Source organism: Streptomyces sp. NPDC058758, from assembly GCF_042746075.1.
Lineage (GTDB): Bacteria > Actinomycetota > Actinomycetes > Streptomycetales > Streptomycetaceae > Streptomyces.
Map to the genome: position 1 here is coordinate 15,791 of NZ_JBHYPS010000019.1, position 17,729 is coordinate 33,519.

Annotated in this window: 21 protein-coding genes; 5 read left to right on the forward strand and 16 right to left on the reverse strand. The window is 74.8% G+C overall.

The genetic code is table 11. From position 1 onward, the window contains the following. Positions 1 to 53: 53 nt before the first annotated feature. The 7 genes from ACFW6A_RS21990 to ACFW6A_RS22020 all read right to left on the reverse strand — a co-directional run bounded on the left by ACFW6A_RS21990 (position 54) and on the right by ACFW6A_RS22020 (position 6,925). The gene (locus tag ACFW6A_RS21990) at positions 54 to 449 is read right to left on the reverse strand and encodes a VOC family protein (RefSeq protein WP_351855061.1); all 396 of its coding nucleotides are present in this window, start codon (positions 447 to 449) and stop codon (positions 54 to 56) included. 83 nt (positions 450 to 532) lie between these two features. Beyond that, positions 533 to 1,363 carry an ammonia-dependent NAD(+) synthetase gene (gene nadE / locus ACFW6A_RS21995; RefSeq protein ID WP_351855063.1) on the reverse strand — a complete coding sequence of 277 codons (831 nt, stop codon included), beginning with the start codon at positions 1,361 to 1,363 and terminating at the stop codon, positions 533 to 535. A gap of 163 nt (positions 1,364 to 1,526) precedes the next feature. Continuing rightward, positions 1,527 to 3,599: an ATP-binding protein gene (locus tag ACFW6A_RS22000; RefSeq protein ID WP_386642190.1), complete on the reverse strand. Its 2,073-nt coding sequence runs from the start codon at positions 3,597 to 3,599 to the stop codon at positions 1,527 to 1,529. A 45-nt stretch (positions 3,600 to 3,644) separates the two neighbouring features. Continuing rightward, positions 3,645 to 4,484, reverse strand: coding sequence for an amino acid ABC transporter permease (locus ACFW6A_RS22005; RefSeq protein ID WP_351855083.1), 840 nt, complete (start codon positions 4,482 to 4,484; stop codon positions 3,645 to 3,647). 125 nt (positions 4,485 to 4,609) lie between these two features. Further along, positions 4,610 to 5,275: an amino acid ABC transporter permease gene (locus ACFW6A_RS22010; RefSeq protein ID WP_351855068.1), complete on the reverse strand. Its 666-nt coding sequence runs from the start codon at positions 5,273 to 5,275 to the stop codon at positions 4,610 to 4,612. A gap of 10 nt (positions 5,276 to 5,285) precedes the next feature. Then, positions 5,286 to 6,134: a glutamate ABC transporter substrate-binding protein gene (locus tag ACFW6A_RS22015; protein WP_351855070.1), complete on the reverse strand. Its 849-nt coding sequence runs from the start codon at positions 6,132 to 6,134 to the stop codon at positions 5,286 to 5,288. A 20-nt stretch (positions 6,135 to 6,154) separates the two neighbouring features. Continuing rightward, on the reverse strand, positions 6,155 to 6,925 hold the full coding sequence (locus tag ACFW6A_RS22020) for an amino acid ABC transporter ATP-binding protein (RefSeq protein ID WP_351855073.1): 771 nt from the start codon (positions 6,923 to 6,925) through the stop codon (positions 6,155 to 6,157). Between the two features lie 238 nt (positions 6,926 to 7,163). On the opposite strand from ACFW6A_RS22020, the gene ACFW6A_RS22025 reads away from it, so the two are divergent. Together ACFW6A_RS22025 and ACFW6A_RS22030 are read left to right on the forward strand one after the other, a co-directional pair. Beyond that, positions 7,164 to 7,622, forward strand: a complete 459-nt coding sequence (locus ACFW6A_RS22025) for a cyclic nucleotide-binding domain-containing protein (protein ID WP_351855075.1) — start codon at positions 7,164 to 7,166, stop codon at positions 7,620 to 7,622. 478 nt (positions 7,623 to 8,100) lie between these two features. Further along, positions 8,101 to 9,453, forward strand: coding sequence for a carboxyl transferase domain-containing protein (locus ACFW6A_RS22030; protein ID WP_386642193.1), 1,353 nt, complete (start codon positions 8,101 to 8,103; stop codon positions 9,451 to 9,453). Positions 9,454 to 9,528: 75 nt separating this feature from the next. Here ACFW6A_RS22030 and ACFW6A_RS22035 read toward each other — a convergent pair whose 3' ends face one another. From ACFW6A_RS22035 to ACFW6A_RS22045, 3 genes are all read right to left on the reverse strand, one after another. Next, a complete protein-coding gene (locus ACFW6A_RS22035; protein ID WP_386642196.1) occupies positions 9,529 to 9,852 on the reverse strand; it encodes a plasmid stabilization protein in 324 nt (107 codons plus the stop codon). Positions 9,853 to 9,878: 26 nt separating this feature from the next. Next, a complete protein-coding gene (locus tag ACFW6A_RS22040) occupies positions 9,879 to 10,208 on the reverse strand; it encodes a DUF3040 domain-containing protein (RefSeq protein WP_386642199.1) in 330 nt (109 codons plus the stop codon). 61 nt (positions 10,209 to 10,269) lie between these two features. Beyond that, on the reverse strand, positions 10,270 to 10,734 hold the full coding sequence (locus ACFW6A_RS22045) for an ATP-binding protein (protein WP_351856322.1): 465 nt from the start codon (positions 10,732 to 10,734) through the stop codon (positions 10,270 to 10,272). Positions 10,735 to 10,894: 160 nt separating this feature from the next. Between ACFW6A_RS22045 and ACFW6A_RS22050 the strand changes: the two genes are divergently transcribed. Next, a complete protein-coding gene (locus tag ACFW6A_RS22050) occupies positions 10,895 to 11,821 on the forward strand; it encodes a SigB/SigF/SigG family RNA polymerase sigma factor (protein WP_386642202.1) in 927 nt (308 codons plus the stop codon). Here the strand turns inward: ACFW6A_RS22050 and ACFW6A_RS22055 are convergent. Both ACFW6A_RS22055 and ACFW6A_RS22060 read right to left on the reverse strand, forming a co-directional pair. After that, positions 11,769 to 12,239 (reverse strand): ATP-binding protein, encoded by a 471-nt coding sequence (locus ACFW6A_RS22055; RefSeq protein ID WP_386642205.1) that lies wholly within the window; start codon positions 12,237 to 12,239, stop codon positions 11,769 to 11,771. The two genes, ACFW6A_RS22050 and ACFW6A_RS22055, sit on opposite strands and share 53 nt — an antisense overlap. Positions 12,240 to 12,271: 32 nt before the next feature. Beyond that, positions 12,272 to 12,793: an STAS domain-containing protein gene (locus tag ACFW6A_RS22060; RefSeq protein ID WP_386642208.1), complete on the reverse strand. Its 522-nt coding sequence runs from the start codon at positions 12,791 to 12,793 to the stop codon at positions 12,272 to 12,274. 416 nt (positions 12,794 to 13,209) lie between these two features. Between ACFW6A_RS22060 and ACFW6A_RS22065 the strand changes: the two genes are divergently transcribed. Then, a complete protein-coding gene (locus ACFW6A_RS22065; RefSeq protein ID WP_386642211.1) occupies positions 13,210 to 13,644 on the forward strand; it encodes a hypothetical protein in 435 nt (144 codons plus the stop codon). A gap of 10 nt (positions 13,645 to 13,654) precedes the next feature. On the opposite strand, the gene ACFW6A_RS22070 is transcribed toward ACFW6A_RS22065, so the two are convergent. Beyond that, a complete protein-coding gene (locus ACFW6A_RS22070) occupies positions 13,655 to 15,310 on the reverse strand; it encodes a glycosyl hydrolase family 8 (protein WP_386642215.1) in 1,656 nt (551 codons plus the stop codon). Between the two features lie 139 nt (positions 15,311 to 15,449). After that, positions 15,450 to 16,214 carry an alpha/beta hydrolase gene (locus ACFW6A_RS22075; RefSeq protein ID WP_351856310.1) on the reverse strand — a complete coding sequence of 255 codons (765 nt, stop codon included), beginning with the start codon at positions 16,212 to 16,214 and terminating at the stop codon, positions 15,450 to 15,452. 97 nt (positions 16,215 to 16,311) lie between these two features. On the opposite strand from ACFW6A_RS22075, the gene ACFW6A_RS22080 reads away from it, so the two are divergent. Then, positions 16,312 to 16,944: a LysE family translocator gene (locus ACFW6A_RS22080; protein ID WP_351856308.1), complete on the forward strand. Its 633-nt coding sequence runs from the start codon at positions 16,312 to 16,314 to the stop codon at positions 16,942 to 16,944. A 20-nt stretch (positions 16,945 to 16,964) separates the two neighbouring features. Here the strand turns inward: ACFW6A_RS22080 and ACFW6A_RS22085 are convergent, their stop codons facing one another. Together ACFW6A_RS22085 and ACFW6A_RS22090 are read right to left on the reverse strand one after the other, a co-directional pair. Next, the gene (locus tag ACFW6A_RS22085) at positions 16,965 to 17,351 is read right to left on the reverse strand and encodes a VOC family protein (RefSeq protein ID WP_351856306.1); all 387 of its coding nucleotides are present in this window, start codon (positions 17,349 to 17,351) and stop codon (positions 16,965 to 16,967) included. Next, on the reverse strand, positions 17,348 to 17,641 hold the full coding sequence (locus ACFW6A_RS22090) for a metalloregulator ArsR/SmtB family transcription factor (protein ID WP_351856304.1): 294 nt from the start codon (positions 17,639 to 17,641) through the stop codon (positions 17,348 to 17,350). The genes ACFW6A_RS22085 and ACFW6A_RS22090 overlap by 4 nt, the downstream gene beginning before the upstream one ends. Positions 17,642 to 17,729: the final 88 nt, after the last annotated feature.

Here is a 17,729-nt window from a genome sequence, read left to right on the forward strand (position 1 = left end):
CTGGTGCTGCTCCGTACTCGCCCCCAGTGGATCACGGGCCGGCGCGGCGGGCGTCAGGAGGCCTGCATCACCGCGACGACGTTCCCGGCGGGGTCGGTGAACCAGGCGATGCCCGCCGGGCCGCCCCGGCCGTCGCCCCTCACGACACCCTTCTCGTCGGCCTCGAACTCCGGGTAGCGCTCGAAGGTCGCGCCCCGGGCGACCAGGTCGTCGACGGCGCGGTCGATGTCGTCGACCTCGAAGTTGAGGACGGTGAAGGAGGCCGGGGCGTGGTCCTCCTTGGGGTAGACGAAGACCCGGGCGCCGCCCGGCAGGGTCAGGAACAGCATCCGCGTGTCCCCGCCCCCGGTCTCCTCCACGGTCAGGCCGAGCCGGTCGCCGTAGAAGTCGCGCGCGGCGTCCAGGTCGTCCACCGAGAAGCTGCTGTACGCCGTCGTCTCGCCGAACATGGCGTGCTCCCTTCCGGGCCCCGGAGGGCGGGGCTCCCGCCCTTCCAGGATCCGCCCGTCCGGCGGAGGGCGCTCGGGAGGGCTCAGGGGGCGATCGGGAGCTGCCGCTTGTGCTCGGTGAGGTCGTAGCGGCGGACGATCGCCGCGTACGCGGCCTCGGAGACCGGCTTGCCCTCCAGGAAGTCGTCGATCTCGTCGTAGGTGACGCCGAGCGCGTCCTCGTCCGGCTTGCCCGGGTCCAGGGTCTCCAGGTCGGCGGTGGGGACCTTCCAGACCAGGCCGGCGGGGGCGCCCAGCTCGGCGGCGACGGCGCGGACCCGGCGCTTGGTGAGGCCGGTGAGCGGGACGAGGTCGGCGGCGCCGTCGCCGAACTTGGTGAAGAAGCCGGAGACGGCCTCGGCGGCGTGGTCGGTGCCGACGACGAGGCCGTCCTGGGCGCCGGCGACCGCGTACTGGGCGATCATGCGCTGGCGGGCCTTGATGTTGCCGTGCACGAAGTCCTGGTGGCGGGCGTCGCGGAAGGCGAGGCCGGCGGCGAGGGCCGCGTCGAGGGCGGCGTCGCTGGCGGCCTTGACGTCGACGGTGAGGACCCGGTCGGCGCGGATGAAGTCGAGGGCGGTCTGCGCGTCGCTCTCGTCGGCCTGGACGCCGTAGGGCAGCCGCATGGCGTAGAAGACGGCCTCGTGGCCGGCGGCGCGGGCGCGCTCGACGGCGAGCTGGCAGAGCCGGCCCGCGGTGGTGGAGTCGACGCCGCCGCTGATGCCGAGGACGAGGGAGCGCAGCCCGGTGGTGGTGAGGCGCTCGGCGAGGAAGGCCACCCGGCGCTCGATCTCGGCGGCGGGGTCGAAGCCCTCGGAGACCTGGAGCTCCCGGGCGATCTGCTGCTGGCGGGCGATGGGCGCCGGGTCGGTCACGGAAATCTCCTCGTGGAGGCGGGTACGGGCGACGTCTCCGACTTTACGGGGTGGCCGGCCGTGCCCGGGCCTCCGGCTCCGGGGCGCGGAGCACTTCGACGCGCTGGACGGGGTCGTCGGCGGGGTCGTCGGCGGGGCCGCCGCGGTTCCGGGGCGCGGCCGGTCAGGGGCCGTCCGCGAGGGCGCGGTCGAGGCCGGACTGGGGGAGGTCGGTGAGGGCGCGGAGGAAGATCTCCTCGTAGGCGGGCTCGCCGAGGGCGGCGCGGACGCCCGCGGTGTGGTGGGCGTGGAGGGCGCGCAGGCCGGGCAGGCCCCGGCGGGGCTGGCCGGTGGCCCGCCAGTACGCCTCGCCGGTGCCGGAGACGTCGGCGGCGCGGGCGCCGTCGCCCGCGGCGGCGTGGGCGGTGGCGAGGACGTCGAGGCCGAGGGCGGTGCCGAGGCCGGCGCCGAGGGCGCGGGTGCCGGCGAGCATGGCGCGGGCGTGCCGGGCGGCGGCGGCCGGGTCGCCCTCCAGGAGGTCGGTGAGGGCGAGCTGGTAGGCGAGGGCGGTGCGGGTCCAGTGTTCGTCGAGGGTGTCGCAGAGGGTGCGCAGGGCGAGGGCGGCGGTGCGGGCCTCGGCGAGGAGGCCGAGGCCGGTGAGGGCGAAGACGCGGACGAGCCGGCAGCGGAGGGTGGCGGCGGAGTCGGCCGTGCGGCCGCCGGCCGAGTCGAGGACGTGGTCGACGACGACGAGTGCGGCGCGGGCGCGGCCGGTGGTCAGGGCGAGGAGGCCGGCGAGGGCGGCGGCGTCGAGGGTGAGCTCGCCGGGGCCGTACGGCTCCGAGGGCGCCCAGGGCCGCTCGGGCGGGTGCTCGGTGTGGCGGGCCTCCCGGGCGCAGCGTTCGCTGACGTCCTGGGCGGGGCCGAGGTCGCCCTGGAGGACGAGGGTGACGCCGAGGGCCCACAGGGCGCGGGTGCGGGCGCGGCCGCGGGCGTCGCTGAGGAGGAGGGCCTGTTCGAGGCCGTCGCGGGCCTCGCGGAGGCGGCCGCGGCTGGACCAGGCGAAGGCGACGGAGCCGACGAGGTCGAGGGCGGCGTCGGGGTCGGTGCGCAGGAGGCGGTCGAGGGCGGTGCGCAGGTCGGTGTGGTGGGTGTCGACGGCGTGGTGCCAGTGGAGCTGGCGGGGGCCGTGCCAGGCGGTCCTGCCCTCGGCGGCGAGGGCGCGGAAGTGGGCGGCGTGGCGGTCGGCGACGGTGCCGGCCTCGCCGAGCCGGTCCAGCCAGCCGGCGCCGTACTCGCGGATGGTGTCGAGGAGGCGGTGGCGGCCGGCGGTGTCGGCGGGGCGGACGACGGAGGCGCGGACGAGGCCGTCGAGGGCGGTGGGCAGGGTGGCGGGGGTGAGGGGGCCGCCGGTGCAGACGGCGGTGGCGGTGGCGAGGTCGAAGGGGCCGCGGAAGACGGAGAGGCGGGCCCAGAGGAGGCGTTCGAGGGGGTCGGCGAGTTCGTGGCTCCAGCCGATGGCGGCGCGCAGGGTCTGGTGGCGGGCGGGCCAGACGCGTTCGGGGTGGGCGAGGAGGTCGAAGCGGGCGTCGGGGGGCGCGGTGAGGCGGCTGCCGAGCTGGTCGCGGACGGCTTCGGCGCCCTGGAGCCGGATCTGGGCGGCGGCGAGCTCCAGGGCGAGGGGGATGCCTTCGAGGCGGACGCAGATCTCGCCGGCGGGTCCGGCGGGGAGGTCCTCGCCGGCGGCGGCGCGGAGGAGGGCGAGGGCGTCGTCGCCGGCGGGCGGGAGCGGGTCGAGGAGGACGGTGTGCTCGCCGGGGACGCCGAGGGGGCGGCGGGAGGTGGCGAGGACGGTGAGGCCGGGGGCGGCGTCGAGGAGTTCGGCGACGAGCCGGCCGCAGGCGTCGGCGAGGTGGTCGCAGCAGTCGAGGACGAGGAGGAGGCGGGTCTCGGCGAGCCGGCGGCGCAGGGCGCCGGTGTCGGTGCCGGGGGTGTGGTCGGCGAGGTCGACGGAGTCGGCGACGAGGGCGACGAGGAGGCGTTCGCCGTCGAGCTGGCCGAGGTCGGCCCACCAGGCGCCGTCGGGGTGGCGGTGGCGCGCCCGGTGGGCGGCGCGCAGCGCGAGGCGGGTCTTGCCGACGCCGCCGACGCCGGTCACGGTGACGAGGCGGTGCTCCGCCAGCGCGGCGGTGATGCGCTTCAGTTCCGTGCGGCGGCCTGCGAATCCCGGGTTCTCGTCCGGTAGATGTCCACGCACGGGAGCAGTGTCCCCCAAGTCCCGTCCGAATGCTCCTGTCGGAAGCTACGGCTTGGGGGGTTCGCCCGGTGTGGCGAGGTCCTCGACGGCTTCGGCGCCGACGACGGCGCCGGTGGAGCGCTTGCCGCGGCGCAGGCGGCGTTCCAGCCGGGAGGCGAAGGTGGTGAGGGCGGCGTTGAGGAGGACGAAGAGGACGGCGACGACGGTGAAGCAGGCGATGGTGTTGGCGCCGTAGTTGGCGCTCATGGGGCGGACGGAGGCGAGGAGTTCGGCGAAGCCGAGCATGGCGCCGCCGAGGGCGGTGTCCTTGACGATGACGACGAGCTGGCTGACGAGGGCGGGGAGCATGGCGGTGACGGACTGGGGCAGCAGGACGTGCGCCATGGTCTGGCCCTTGCGCATGCCGATGGCCTTGGCGGCGTCGGTCTGGCCCGCGGGGAGGGCGAGGATACCGGCGCGGACGACCTCGGCGAGGACGGAGGCGTTGTAGAGGACGAGGCCGGTGACGACCGCGTACAGGGGGCGGGTCTCGGGGCTGATGTCGGTGAACTCGGCGTAGGCGGCGTTGGCGAAGAGCATGAGGATGAGGACGGGGATCGCGCGGAAGAACTCGACGACGGTGCCGGCGGCGGCGCGCACGGTCCGGTGGTCGGAGAGGCGGGCGATGCCGAGGAGGGCGCCGAGCGGCAGGGCGAGGGCCATGGCGAGGCCGGCGGCGACGACGGTGTTCTTCAGGGCGGGCAGGAGGTACGTCTCCCAGACGCGTCCGTCGGTGACGAAGGGTTCCCACTTGGCCGCCTCCAGCTGGTTCTTGGCGTCGAGTCCGGCGATCACCCACCAGGCGACGGCGGCGAGGGCGGCCAGGAAGAGCAGCGTCCACAGCAGGTTGCGGCGGCGGGCGCGGGGGCCGGGGACGTCGTAGAGGACGGTGGCGGACTCGGCCTTGGGCTTGGGCTTCGGTCCGGCCGGGGCCTTCGGGTTCGCCTCGGCCTTCGTCCCGGGGGTGTTCTTCACCGCTTGACCGCCACCTTCTTCGCGAGCCGGCCGAGGAGGAGGCCGGTGGGCAGGGTGAGGCAGATGAAGCCGAAGGCGAAGACGGCGGAGACGAGGATGAGCTGGGCCTCGTTCTCGATCATCTCCCGCATGAGCAGGGCGGCTTCGGCGACGCCGATGGCGGCGGCGACGGTGGTGTTCTTGGTGAGGGCGATGAGGACGTTGGTGAGGGGGCCGACGACGGAGCGGAAGGCCTGCGGGAGCACGACGATCCGGAGGGTCTGGGGGAAGCTGAGGCCGATGGCGCGGGCGGCCTCGACCTGGCCGAGGGGGACGGTGTTGATGCCGGAGCGCAGTGCCTCGCAGACGAAGGCGCTGGTGTAGGCGGTGAGGCCGAGGACGGCGAGCCGGAAGTTGATGGTGGTGAAGCGGTCGGCGCCGAGGCTGATGCCGAGGGTCTGGAAGAGGCCGAGGGAGGTGAAGACGATGATGACGGTGAGGGGGATGTTGCGGACGACGGTGACGTAGGCGGTGCCGAAGGCCCGCATGAGGGGGACGGGGCCGACGCGCATGGCGGCGAGCAGCGTCCCCCACACCAGGGAGCCGAGGGCGGACCAGAAGGTGAGCTGGACGGTCACCCAGAAGGCGCCCAGCAGGTCGTAGCCTTCGAGGAAGTCGAACACGGCGGCCGGCTCAGTCGTTCTCGACGATCACGCCGATCTTCGGGGCGGGTTCGTTCCGGTAGTTCGCCGGGCCGAAGTTCTTCTTCACCGCGGCGTCCCAGGAGCCGTCCTCGACCATCTTCTCCAGGGCGGTGTTGATCTTGCCCTTGAGTTCGCTGCCCTTCTGGACGCCGATGCCGTAGTTCTCGTTGCTCAGTTCGAAGCCGCCGAGCTTGAACTTGCCCTTGAACTCGTCCTGGGCCGCGTATCCGGCGAGGATCGAGTCGTCGGTGGTGAGGGCGTCGATGACGCCGTTCTCCAGGCCGGTGAGGCACTCGGAGTAGCCGCCGTACTCCTGGAGCTGGGCGTCGGGGGCGATCTTCTCCTTGACGTTCTGCGCGGAGGTGGAGCCGGTGACGGAGCAGAGCTTCTTGTCGTTCAGGTCGGAGGGCTGCTTGATGGAGTCGTCGTCGGCGCGGATCAGCACGTCCTGGTGGGCGAGGAGGTAGGGGCCGGCGAAGTCGACCTTCTCTGCGCGCTCGTCGTTGATCGAGTACGAGGCGGCGATGAAGTCGACGTCGCCGCGCTGGAGCATGGTCTCGCGGTCCGCGCTCTTGGCCTCCTTCCACACGATCTGGTCGGGTTCGTGGCCGAGCTGCTTGGCGATGTAGGTGGCCACGTCGACGTCGAAGCCGGTGTACGTGCCGTCGGGGGTCTTCAGGCCGATGCCGGGCTGGTCGAATTTGATGCCGATGGTGATCCGGTCGTCGTCGGAGTGGTCGGCGGGCACCGCGCCGTGGGCGAGGGAGGCGGAGCCGAGGGCGAGGACGACGGCCGTGGCGGAGGCCACGAGGGTCCTGCTGGTCCTGAGCGGGTTCATGGTGATCACCCCGTGGGGGCTCAGTGGTGGAGGATCTTGGAGAGGAAGTCGCGGGCGCGGGCGCTGCGCGGGTTGCCGAAGAACTCCTCGGGGGTGGTCTCCTCGACGATCCGCCCGTCGGCCATGAAGACGACGCGGTGGGCGGCGGAGCGGGCGAAGCCCATCTCGTGGGTGACGACGACCATGGTCATGCCCTCGTGGGCGAGCTGCCGCATGACCTCCAGGACCTCGTTGATCATCTCGGGGTCCAGGGCCGAGGTCGGCTCGTCGAAGAGCATCACCTTGGGGTCCATGGCGAGGGCGCGGGCGATCGCGACGCGCTGCTGCTGCCCGCCGGAGAGCTGGGCGGGGTACTTGTCGGCCTGGGCGGCGACGCCGACCCGGTCGAGGAGGGAGCGGGCCCGTTCCTCGGCGCTCCGGCGGTCCTTCTTGCGGACCTTGATCTGCCCCAGGGTGACGTTGTCGAGGACGGTCTTGTGGGCGAAGAGGTTGAAGGACTGGAAGACCATGCCGACGTCGGCGCGGAGCCGGGCGAGTTCCCGGCCCTCGGCGGGCAGGGGTCTGCCGTCGATGCGGATCTCGCCGCCGTCGACGGTCTCCAGGCGGTTGATCGCCCGGCAGAGGGTGGACTTCCCCGACCCGGAGGGGCCGATCACGACGACGACCTCGCCGCGCCGGATGGTGAGGTCGATGGACCGGAGGACGTGGAGGCTGCCGAAGTGTTTGTCGACCCCGCGCAGGACGACGAGCGCGTCGCCGTCGTCCGGGACGGACCCTTCCGGGACGGGCATGTCACCCTCCTGGCTCACGCCCCCTGGTGCCGTTCCCTCCTCGGTCTCATGCTCCGCCCTGCACCGCCCGGGCGCACGCCGGACGGGCGGGCGCCGGGGGGAGGCGTCCGGTTCGGCGGCCCTCCGGGGGCCCGTCCGGGCGGCCGGAGGGACGGTGCCGCGCGTCCGCCGCCTGCGCTCCGGGCGCGGTGGGCGGAGACTGGGAGCGGAGCCGTACGCGCGAGGAGGAGGGCCCGTCATGAGGAGTGCCGCACCCAAGGTCGGCAGCCTGCCCGCGGAGCACCGCGAGCGGCTGATGGCCTTCGCCGAGGACGTGTACTTCGAGGCCGGGGACCGGCTCTTCGAGGAGCAGCGCCACGCGGACCGGTTCTGGATCGTGAAGACGGGCGCGGTGAACCTGGACGCCAAGGTGCCGGGGCGGGGGTCGCCGGTGATCGAGACCCTGCGCCACGGCGAGCTGGTGGGGCTGTCGTGGCTGTTCCCGCCGTACCTGTGCCAGTCGGGGGCGGAGGCGATGACCCCCGTCCGGGCGTACGCGTTCGACGCGACGGCGGTGCGGTCGCTGTGCCACACGGACCGGGAGTTCGGGGCGGCGCTGTACTTCTGGGTGGGGTCGATCCTGGCGCACCGGCTCCAGGTGACCCGGGTGCGCCTGCTCGACCTGTACGCGCCGCACGGCAGCGGGATCATGGCCTGACTCCTTCCCGGCACACGGGCGTCGGCCTCCGGCGGTGGCGGGACCGGCGGCGTCGGCGGCCGTTCGGCGCGGGGCTCGCCCCCGTGCCGGGGACTCCGGGATCCTGCCGGCCGGCGGGCCGGGCCGGACGCGCTCCGCACGGGCGGGCGCCGGTACCCGGTGCCGCTCCCGAGGGGCGTCCGCGGGGTGCTGGTGGTGGGCGATCCGCGCCGCCGCGCGGCGGCCGGCCCGCTCGCCTCGCCCGCGTCCTGGGAGGCGTCCGGCCCGGGCGGTCTCCTCTTCGGGGCGGCGCTGGGGATCGCGGGCGCCGGCCCGCCCTCGGGCCCCGGCCCGCCGGCCGGCCGGGCACCCGCCCCGGGGTCCCGGGACCGCCGGGCGGCGGCCCGGCGTGATCTCCGCCGCACCCGGTCCGCGGGCCCCTGCCGGCCGGCTACCGGGCGGTACGGTGACGTGACCTGGCGACGGGCGGGAGACCCCGATGACAGCACCTGCGAGCGCGCGCGAGGCACTGGCCCTCGTCACCGACGACTTCACCGAACTCCCCTTCGCCGAGGGCCCGTCCGGCGGCGACGGGCCGATCGGCTGGCCCGGTTACGACCGGAGCCGGGCGGCGGCCGCCGCCCGTTCCGGCGAGGCCGAGTCCGTGGTCTGCGGCACCGGCACCGTCGGCGGGACCCGGACGGTCCTGGTCTCCTTCGAGTTCGGCTTCCTGGGCGGCTCCATCGGCGAGGGCGCCGGGGCCCGGGTCGCCGCCTCGCACGCCCACGCCCGGGCGCGCCGGCTGCCCGTGACCGTCCTCCTCGCGACCGGCGGCAGCCGGATGCACGAGGGCATGCGGGCGCTGGTCCAGCTCCAGCGGCTGGCCGGGGAGTCGGCGCTCACCCGGGCCGCCGGGCTGCCCCAGCTCGCGGTCCTGCGCGATCCGACGACCGGCGGCGGGTGGGCCACCCTCGGGGCCGGCTCCGACGTGGTCCTCGCGCTGCCGGGCGCGCAGGTCGGCTTCGCGGGCTCCCGGGTCCGGCCGCCGGACGCCGACCCGGCCGCGTACACCGCCGCCTCCCAGTTCGCCCACGGACACGTCGACGCGGTCGTCCCGGCGGAGCGGCTGCGCGAGGTGCTGGGCCGCTGGCTGTCGCTGCTGACCCGCCCCGCCGCGGGCCCCGTCCCGCCGCCGTACGCGCTCGGCTCCACCGCGCCCTCCGCGAGCGGGCGCGAGGCGGTGGCCCGGGCCCGCCGCCCGGAGCGGCCGCGGGCCGACCGCTACCTCGCGGAGGTGTTCACCGAGCGGGCCGAGCTGTCCGGCGACCGGGCGGGCGGAACCGATCCGGGGACGCGGTGCGGCTTCGGCCGCCTTCCCGACGGACGCACGGCCGCGTACGCGGCGCAGTGCGGGACGGCGACCCGGCCGGCCGGCTTCCGCACCGCCGCCCGGCTGGTGCGGCTCGCGGACCGGCTCGGCATCCCGGTGCTGACGCTGATCGACACCCCGGGCGCCGCCAACGACGCCGAGGCCGAGCGGGCCGGTGCGGGGCCGGCGATCGCGGAACTCTTCGGGGCGGTCGCGGAGGCCCGGGTCCCGGTCACCGCCCTGCTGGTCGGCGAGGGCGGCTCGGGCGGCGCGCTGGCCCTCGCGGCGCCCGGCAACACCTGGGCGACCCCCGACTCGTACTTCTCCGTGATCGCGCCCGAACTCGCCGCGGCCATCCTGAAACGCCCCCCGGAGGAGGCGGACGCGACCGCCGACCGGCTCCGGCTGAGCCCGGAGGACCTGGTGGCCCTCGGGGTGGTGCGCGGCGTGGTCGGCGCGCGGCCGGAGGCCGGCGGTCCCTGAGGACGGGCGGGACCGCCCCGGGCCCCGGCCGTCGCCGGGCCCCGGCCGTCGCCGGGGCCCGGGGCGGCCGGGGCGTCAGTGGCCGAGCTTCCGCTTCAGTTCGGCCTTGTTCATCTGGGACCGGCCCTGCAGGTTGCGGCGCCGCGCCTCGGCGTAGAGCTGCTCGTAGGTGGGGCCCTGGGAGCCGCTGTGCGAGCGCTGCCCGCCGCGCTTGGACGAGGACATGTCCTGGGTCGAGCTCTTGCTCGCCGTCCTGGACTCGCCCGACCGGGCGCGTTCCTTGTTGACGGTGCGGGCCGCTATCTCCTCCGCGCGCTTCTCGCTCTCGCCACGGTCCAGGGCGCTCTCCTTGATGTGCTCGTACTGCCTCTCGCGCTTGGCGTTGGATCCGCGGGGCATCGTGCGCTCCTCTCGTGTCTTCCGGTTCATTCGTCGGGTCGCCCGCCGAGGCCGTGCCGCCGGGTCCAGCGGACCACCAGGCGCAGCAGCAGGACCAGCGTCACCACCCAGGCGGCGGCGAAGCCCCAGATGAGGGCCGGGGCCGAGGTGGCCGCCGCGAGGACGAGCAGGGCGAGTGCCGCGGCCCCGAACACGGCGGCGGCCAGACCGCCGCGCGCCGTGATCCGGGGCAGGTGCGGGCGGAGGGAGGGCCGCCGTCCGGCCATGCGCCGGGCGAGGCGGTCGTCGGCGCTCAGATCCTCCTCGATCTCGGCGAGCACGCGCCGCTCGTACGCGGAGAGCCGGGCCTCGTCCATCGCGGGCACCTCCTCCGGTCCGGTCCCCGCCCGGGGCGGCGGGGTCGTCCCTTCCGGGCGGTTACCCGGCCCGGGCGCGTTCAGACAGCGGGGTTCCGGTCGGCGACGCCGGGAAGCGGACCTCGCACCACACGGTCCTGCCCCGGTCCCGGGGCACCCAGCCCCAGGCCGCGGCGAGCCGCTGGACCAGATAGAGGCCGTTCCCGGACGGGACGCCCCGGCGGTGCCGGTCTCCGGGGCGGGGGCCCGCCGAGCCGGTGTCGCTCACCTGGACCCAGACGCCGTCCACGGAGCGGTCGAGGCGGAGCTCGTACGGAACCTCCCCGCACCGCACCGCGTGGGCGACGAGTTCGGTGACGAGCAGCCGCACGTCGTCCGCGGCCCTTCTGGCGGCCGGGGAGAGCGGGCCGTACCAGTCCGCCACGGCCTGGGTGGAGAGGTCGCGGAAGGCACCGGCCGTGCCCGGCCCACCGCCGAGCACGTACCGCCGCGAGCATGCCGTCCGCCTGCTCCCACGGGCTCCCATGACCCGCGCCTGACCTTAAAAATCAGGCATAAACCAGTATCAATGCGTCAAATAACCCCTTCCAGGGCATTCTTCCTGAGAGGACGTTCAACCGACGGGCCGGAACACCTGCCCCCACATCTGGGGCGGCGCCGACCCTCGGAACCGTCGAAGGATTCCCATGGCCACCGGCCGAGCCCTCTACGCCCCCTCCTCGCGGCCCCCCGACCGCGAACGGCCACCCGCGCCGGCCGCCGTCCGGCGGCGCGCGCTCGGGGGCCTGCCGGAGCCGGAGAACCCCCTCGCCTCCTCCACCGAGGACGCCCGGACCCTGTCCGTGACCCTGTTCCTGCGGCTCCGCGCACTCCACGAGGGCACCCCCGAGCGGGCGTACGTGCGCAACACCCTGGTGGAGCTGAACCTCAGCCTGGTGAAGTTCGCCTCCCGGCGGTTCCGCGGGCGCCCCGAGCCGATGGAGGACATCGTGCAGGTGGGGACGATCGGTCTGATCAAGGCGATCGACCGGTTCGACCCGGAGCGCGGGGTCGAGCTCTCCGCCTTCGCGCTGCCGACGATCGTCGGCGAGATGAAGCGGTTCTTCCGGGACACCGGCTGGGCCGTCCGGGTGCCGCGCCGCCTCCAGGAGCTGCGGATCGACCTGGCCAAGGCGTCCGACGCCCTGGAGCAGCGCGACGGGCACCGGCCGGACCGCGCGGAACTGGCCGAGCTGCTGCACCTCGCGCCCGAGCAGGTGGCCGAGGGGGAGCTCGCGGCCAACGCCTACACCGCCCACTCCCTGGACGCCCCCGTCGGCGACGACGAGGCCCGTGCCCCGCGGGGCACCGCGGGGCGGCGCACCGCCGTCGACGAGCCCGCCTACGAGCTGATCGAGGACCTGGACTCGCTGCGCCCGCTGCTCGACCGGCTCGACGCCCGCGACCGGCTGATCCTCGGCCTGCGCTTCGGCCAGGAGCTGACCCAGGCCGAGATCGGGCGGCGGATCGGCCTGTCCCAGATGCACGTCTCCCGGCTGCTCGCCCGGATCCTCGGCGAGCTCAGGGCCGGTCTGCTGGACGACGGCGCCACGGCGGACGGGACGGCCTGCTGACCTCCAGCCACACCACCTTGCCCGCCACCCCCGGCCCCCGGTCCGAGGAGCCCCAGTCCGACGCCAGCCGGTCGAGGACCATCAGCCCGTGGCCGCCGGGCAGGGAGGGCGAGCGGGGGGCCAGCCGACGGGGGTGCTCGGGGCTCCGGTCGGCGACCTCGACCCGCAGCAGTCCGTCCGCGTGCCGGAGGACGAACTCCTCCGGGCCGCCGCCGTGCAGGCAGGCGTTGGTGACCACCTCGGAGACGAGCAGCAGGACGTCCTCGACCCGCTCGCGGGCCAGGGGGCTCGCGGCCGGGATCCAGCCCCAGTCGGCGAGCGCCCGCGCGGTGAAGTCGCGGCAGCGGGAGACCGCGCCCGCGCTGCCGTGCAGCAGCAGCCGGCGGGTCTGCGGGGGTGCGCCGTCATCCGGGGTCATGTCGTCGCCCTCCCGCACGGCCGGTGGGCCCGTCACACCAGGCCACCGGGACGGGTGCCGGTTCCCCCACCGGTCCCGTCGGGGGGCGCGTCGGATGCCCGGCCGGGGGGTGCGCCCCCGGAGCGGCGGGGGCCGCGGTCCCGCTCGGGGTCGCGGTCGTCGGTGGCGTCGGCGGCGAGGGCCTCGCGGACGTCCGCGTACACCTGGAAGACGCGCAGGGCCCCGGTGATCTCGAACATCCGGTCCACCGGGGGCCGCAGCCCGGCCAGGTCCAGCCGCGCCCCCGCCTCCTGGGCCCGGGAACGGGCCCTGAGCAGCAGGTTCAGGCCGGTGGAGTCGCAGAAGTCGAGCCCCGCGCAGTCGACGACGATCCGGGCGGCGTCGGCGTGCTTCTCCAGGGCGACGCCGAGCGGCTCGACCGTGTCGTGGTCGAGTTCCCCGAAGGGGGCGATCACCACGGTCTCCCGGCCCCAGGAGGGCCGCACCTCCACCCCGAACCGGTCCGGCCGGCCGGGCGGCGGACCGCTTCCGGGCGTTTCCGGCTCGCCGTCCATACACACCTCACCTTCGTCAGGTGAGTCCATTTTCGGCCCATACGCCCTCCTGTGCGAGGAGAGCGCCCCGAGGAGGGGCGGATCGCGGCCGGGGGGAGGGAGCCCGGTGGTGGCCGCGGGCGGCGCCCGCGCCGAGGCGGGCTCCCGGGGAGGGAGGGGCCGGCCGCCGGCTCGGGGGGGCGCACCGGGGCGGCCCGGTGATCCCGTGGCCCGGTGATGTCGTGACCCGGCGATGTCGTGACCCGGCGATCCCGTGGGCCAGTGAGCCCGTGACCCGGTGAGCCCGTGACCCGGTGATCTCATGGGCCGCCTGTCCCGCGACTCCGCGGCTCGTGCGGGTGACCACGGGAGGGGACGCTGGCGCCGGGGGGCCTCGCTCCGGTGAACTTTCCGTCTCCCGTGGGTAGTTGACCCGCATGGTGCGCACATCCGTACGTCTCGCGTTCGCGGTCGCGCTGCTGTCGCTGACCGGCTGTCAGGCATGGCAGGGGCCGAACTGCACCGACATGGGGGCCGAGTCCGGCGTGACGGCGACCTGGCGGCCGGCGGACTTCCCCGCCGGCGCGCGGCTGCGGCTGTGCGCCGACGAGGAGTGCCGGGAGCGGGCGGCGGCGCCGGCGGAGGACTCCCTCGCCCTCCTCGACGTGCCTCTGCCCGGGGAGGACGGTGAGCGGGAGGTGGCGCTGCGCTTCTCGGTCGTCGACCCGGCCGGCGGGGGCCGGGTCGTGCGCGAGTTCTCCGGGCGGTTCGCGCTGCGCAGGGTCACCCCGAACGGGGAGGGGTGCGAACCCACCGCCTGGCGGGCGGACGTCCGCGCCGATCCCCGTGCGGGGCTGGTGCCCGAGGGCTGATCCTGCGGCCCTACGGGACCCAGTGGTTGCCGGAGACCGTGATCATCACCTGGAGCTGGATGCTCGCGGAGAAGTAGCTGCCGGTGTCGATCGGGGTGGCGGTCATCTTGTTCCAGAGGGCGTCGAGCCAGGCCTGGCTGCCGGAGTCGGTCATGGCGGCGACGGCGAAGGGGGCGAAGAAGGCGGCCTCGCTGCCGGCGGAGATCTGGGTGCCGTTGAGCTTGTAGCCCATGGCGATCTTGTTGGGGTCGCCGCCGGTCTTGCTCTTGATCCAGCCGTTCAACTTCCGCGCGGCGGCGAGGGACTTGGCGTCACCGCTGGTGACGGCGTCGTCGGCGATGCGCCACGGGGTGCGGCAGGCGTTCCACCAGTACTGGCCGTCGTTCGGGTCCTCCAGGACCTCGCCGGGGGCCGGCTTGGGGCTGGTGGCGGTGTCGACGACGAAGTCGGGGAGCAGGCCGGTGGCCGGCGCGTAGCCGGACTGGAGGTTGGCGATCTGGGTCTGGTGGGCGGTGCGGACCGCGTCCCAGGTGGTGTCGCCGGTGGCGGCGCGGAAGGCGCGGAAGTGGTCGACCATCCAGTCGGAGGTGCGGGAGATGTAGTAGTACTGGTCGCCGGAGCTGGACCAGTCGCCGAGCTTGAGGAGCTTGGTGGTGGGGTTCAGCTCGTCCTTCTTGATGGCCGCGATGTGCTTGAGGGCGAGCGCCTTGTAGTCGTACGTGCCGGCGCTGCCCCACTGCTTGTCGGCGAGGAGCAGGCCGTAGGCGACGTCCATGTCGCCGTCGGTGGCGCCGTCGCCGCCGTTGACGCTGCGACAGTTGACGTCCTGCTCGGCGGCGAGGAGGTCGGGGTTGACCGACGAGGGGTGGTCGATCTTCCACTTGACCAGGCCGTCGAAGATCTTCTTGGCGTCGGGGTCGGCGCCCGCCATGGTGGCGGCGATGACCATGCCGTAGCCCTGGGCCTCGGCGACGTAGGGGTGGTCGGCGTCGGGCGAGATGACCTGGTACCAGCCGTTGCCGCAGTTCTGCCGGACGAAGGCCGCCTTCCAGCGGTTGTAGTAGTCCACGACCTTCTGGTCGATGCCGGCCTGGGAGCCGGAGGGCTTGAGCATGCCGGCCGCGTAGGGCTTGAGGTGGCTGCCGAAGGGCACGCCGGGGCCGGTGCCGCCGCCCGTGCCGGTCGGGGCGCCGTAGACCTCGAACTCCCAGAGCGAGTAGCCGTACGGGGTGCCCCGCCCGGTGCCGTACATGCGGACGTACCGGCCGCTGCCCGAGAGCGCCAGGTCGTCGACGGCGCCGTCTCCGGTGGTGGTCGAGTAGGCGTCGGTCCAGGTGGAGCCGTCGGCCGAGGTCTGGATGCGGTACGTCTTCGCGTAGGCGGCCTCCCAGTTCAGCTTCACCCGGGAGAGGGTGTGGTTCGCCCCGAGGTCGATCCGGATCCACTGCGGGTCGACGCCCTCCAGGCTGGCCCAGCGGGTGGTGGCGCTGCCGTCCACCGCGAGGCCCGGTGCGAAGCCGGAGCCCTCCACGGAGGAGGAGGTGGCGGGCTTGCCCGCGGAGACGAGGCCGTCGGCGGCCTCGGCCTCGCCCCCGGGCAGGACGGTGAGGGGCAGGGCCAGCAGAGCGGCGGCGAGTCCGAGCGGGATGACGCTTCGTCGGCGCATGACAACTCCCATTCTCTTCCGGTCAATCGCTCGTTAGGAAACGTTCCTAACTATCGGCGCGCCGAGCGTAGGGAAGGGTGGGGGCCCCGCGCAAGACCTCTACGGCGGGGCCCCGTTGGGTCCGACCGGTTCCGGCCGGTCAGTGAGGGAGCGTCAGGGCGCGGGCCAGGGCGGCCGTGAAGCCGTCCGGGTTGTCGAGCATCAGGTTGTGGCCGGCGGCGGGCACCTCCAGGACGGGGACGCCCATCGCCGCGGCCTGCTCGGCCCCCCGGTCCGGCAGGCTCCGCTCCCCCACCAGGAACGCCCGGGGCATCGTGAGCGACGCCAGCACGTCACCGGCCTCCGGGTCGCCGCCCTCGACGAGCGCGACCGCGCTGCGGTGCACGGCCCGGGGGTCGGCGAGCCGCAGCCGCGCCGCGTAGTCGGCCCGGTCGGCCAGGGCGAGCATCCTGGCGAACCCGCTCCGGACGAAGTCCTCCTCCGACTGGCGCGCCACCGGGCTGCTGAACGCGCCTCCGCCCGCGTACAGGTTGGGCTCCGCGACGACCAGCCGGGCGATCCGGCCGGGCCGGGCCGCCGCGAGGTGGAGGGCGACGGCGCCGCCCATGGAGTGGCCGACGACGTCGACACCGGTCAGGTCGAGGTGGTCGAGGAGCGCGGCGACGGCCGCGGCCTGCCCCTCGGGCCGGTAGTCGAAGTCGTCGGGCCGGTCGCTCAGTCCGTACCCCAGCAGGTCGACCAGGAGGGACCGGCCGCCGCCCAGTTCGGGACGGGTGGCGATGTGCGCGAAGTCGGAGGCCGCCGTGCACCCGAGACCATGCAGGAAGACCCGTACGGGGCCGTCCCCCGGCAGGTCGATCCACCGCAGGTGCGCCCGGAGGTCCGGCAGGAACAGTTCTCTCATGCGGCCACCCTACGGACGGGCCCGGAGGGGCCGGGGCCGCGGCGGAACCGACGGGTACACGACCGGCGGCGGGACGGCTGCGCTACGGTGGCACTCCATGGCATCGAGCACCGCACTCTGGTCCTTCGCGCTCGTCGTGGGACTCCTCACCCTCACTCCGGGCCTCGACACGGCCCTCGTCCTGCGCACGGCCGCGCTCGGCCGCCGCGCCCGCGCCCGGGGCGTCGTCCTCGGCATCCAGACCGGCACGCTGGTCTGGGGCGCGCTGACCTCGCTGGGCGTGACGGCGCTCCTGACCGCCTCGCACCTCGCGTACGAGATCCTCCGCTGGGCGGGCGCCGCCTACCTGCTGTGGATGGCGGGCCGCATGATCGCCCAGACGTTCCGGCGCGGCGGCGCGGACGCGGCGGAGGTGGAGGTCGGCGGCGCCGACACCCTCTGCGGCGGCTGGCGCCAGGGCGCCCTCACGAACCTGCTCAACCCCAAGGTCGGCGTCTTCTACGTCGCCGTCCTGCCGCAGTTCATCCCGGCCGAGGCCCCGCACTTCGCGATGGGCCTCGCGCTGACCTCCGTCCACGTCGTGCTCGGCACGCTCTGGTCGGCGGTCCTGATCGCCTCCGCCACCGCCCTCGGCACCCGGCTGCGGGGAGCCCGCGCCCGGCGCGTCCTGGACCGGGTCACGGGCACGGTGATCGGCGCCTTCGCGGTACGGCTCGCGGTCGGCGACTGACCGGGTCCGCCGGGCGGCGACTACGCGTACTGGGCGATCTGGATGAGGTTGCCGCAGGTGTCGTCGAGGACGGCGGTGGTGACGGGGCCCATCTCGACGGGGGGCTGGGTGAAGCGGACGCCGAGGGCGGCGAGGCGGGCGTGCTCGGCGTGGACGTCGTCGACGGCGAAGGCGGCGGCCGGGATGCCGTCGGCGACCAGGGCCGCCTTGTACGGCGGGACCGCCGGGTGGCCGGAGGGCTCCAGGAGGAGCTCGGTGCCGTCGGGGTCCTCCGGGGAGACCACGGTGATCCAGCGGTCCTCGCCGAGGGGCACGTCGTGCTTGGCCGCGAAGCCGAGCACGTCGGTGTAGAAGCGGAGCGCCTTCTCCTGGTCTTCGACGAAGACGCTGGTCAGGTTGATCCTCATGGGGTGTCCTCCGGGGGTGCGGGGGCGAGCCATCGCGTGACGATGTGCTCCAGGGGGCTGGGGTCGAGGTCGTGGAACCTGTAGCGGCCCTCGCGGCGGGCCGTGACCAGTCCGGCGGACTCCAGCACCGCGAGGTGCTGGCTGACCCCCTGCCGGGAGAGGGCGAGGCCGTGCCGGGTCGCCAGCCGGGCGCAGATCTCGAAGAGGGACTGCCCGTTGCGTTCGGTCAGCTCGTCGAGGATCGCCCGGCGCGCCGGGTCGGCCAGCGCCTTGAACAGATCCTCCTGCATGCCGCCACCATAGGCAAGTCGCCACTTGCCTGTCGAGTCGGCCCGCCGGCCGGATCCCCCGACGGCCGGACCGCTGTCGGACCCTCCG

What these genes read in the sequence shown, in the direction of transcription:
- ACFW6A_RS22040 (WP_386642199.1), bottom strand. Translation starts at nt 10,208, where the DNA reads ATGGACGAGGCCCGGCTCTCCGCGTACGAGCGGCGCGTGCTCGCCGAG.
- ACFW6A_RS22065 (WP_386642211.1), top strand. Translation starts at nt 13,210, where the DNA reads ATGGTGCGCACATCCGTACGTCTCGCGTTCGCGGTCGCGCTGCTGTCG.
- ACFW6A_RS22045 (WP_351856322.1), bottom strand. Translation starts at nt 10,734, where the DNA reads ATGGGAGCCCGTGGGAGCAGGCGGACGGCATGCTCGCGGCGGTACGTG.
- ACFW6A_RS22015 (WP_351855070.1), bottom strand. Translation starts at nt 6,134, where the DNA reads ATGAACCCGCTCAGGACCAGCAGGACCCTCGTGGCCTCCGCCACGGCC.
- ACFW6A_RS22060 (WP_386642208.1), bottom strand. Translation starts at nt 12,793, where the DNA reads ATGGACGGCGAGCCGGAAACGCCCGGAAGCGGTCCGCCGCCCGGCCGG.
- ACFW6A_RS22055 (WP_386642205.1), bottom strand. Translation starts at nt 12,239, where the DNA reads ATGACCCCGGATGACGGCGCACCCCCGCAGACCCGCCGGCTGCTGCTG.
- ACFW6A_RS22070 (WP_386642215.1), bottom strand. Translation starts at nt 15,310, where the DNA reads ATGCGCCGACGAAGCGTCATCCCGCTCGGACTCGCCGCCGCTCTGCTG.
- ACFW6A_RS22020 (WP_351855073.1), bottom strand. Translation starts at nt 6,925, where the DNA reads ATGCCCGTCCCGGAAGGGTCCGTCCCGGACGACGGCGACGCGCTCGTC.
- ACFW6A_RS22075 (WP_351856310.1), bottom strand. Translation starts at nt 16,214, where the DNA reads ATGAGAGAACTGTTCCTGCCGGACCTCCGGGCGCACCTGCGGTGGATC.
- ACFW6A_RS22085 (WP_351856306.1), bottom strand. Translation starts at nt 17,351, where the DNA reads ATGAGGATCAACCTGACCAGCGTCTTCGTCGAAGACCAGGAGAAGGCG.
- ACFW6A_RS21990 (WP_351855061.1), bottom strand. Translation starts at nt 449, where the DNA reads ATGTTCGGCGAGACGACGGCGTACAGCAGCTTCTCGGTGGACGACCTG.
- ACFW6A_RS22050 (WP_386642202.1), top strand. Translation starts at nt 10,895, where the DNA reads ATGGCCACCGGCCGAGCCCTCTACGCCCCCTCCTCGCGGCCCCCCGAC.
- ACFW6A_RS22090 (WP_351856304.1), bottom strand. Translation starts at nt 17,641, where the DNA reads ATGCAGGAGGATCTGTTCAAGGCGCTGGCCGACCCGGCGCGCCGGGCG.
- ACFW6A_RS22030 (WP_386642193.1), top strand. Translation starts at nt 8,101, where the DNA reads ATGACAGCACCTGCGAGCGCGCGCGAGGCACTGGCCCTCGTCACCGAC.
- ACFW6A_RS22035 (WP_386642196.1), bottom strand. Translation starts at nt 9,852, where the DNA reads ATGCCCCGCGGATCCAACGCCAAGCGCGAGAGGCAGTACGAGCACATC.
- ACFW6A_RS22080 (WP_351856308.1), top strand. Translation starts at nt 16,312, where the DNA reads ATGGCATCGAGCACCGCACTCTGGTCCTTCGCGCTCGTCGTGGGACTC.
- ACFW6A_RS22025 (WP_351855075.1), top strand. Translation starts at nt 7,164, where the DNA reads ATGAGGAGTGCCGCACCCAAGGTCGGCAGCCTGCCCGCGGAGCACCGC.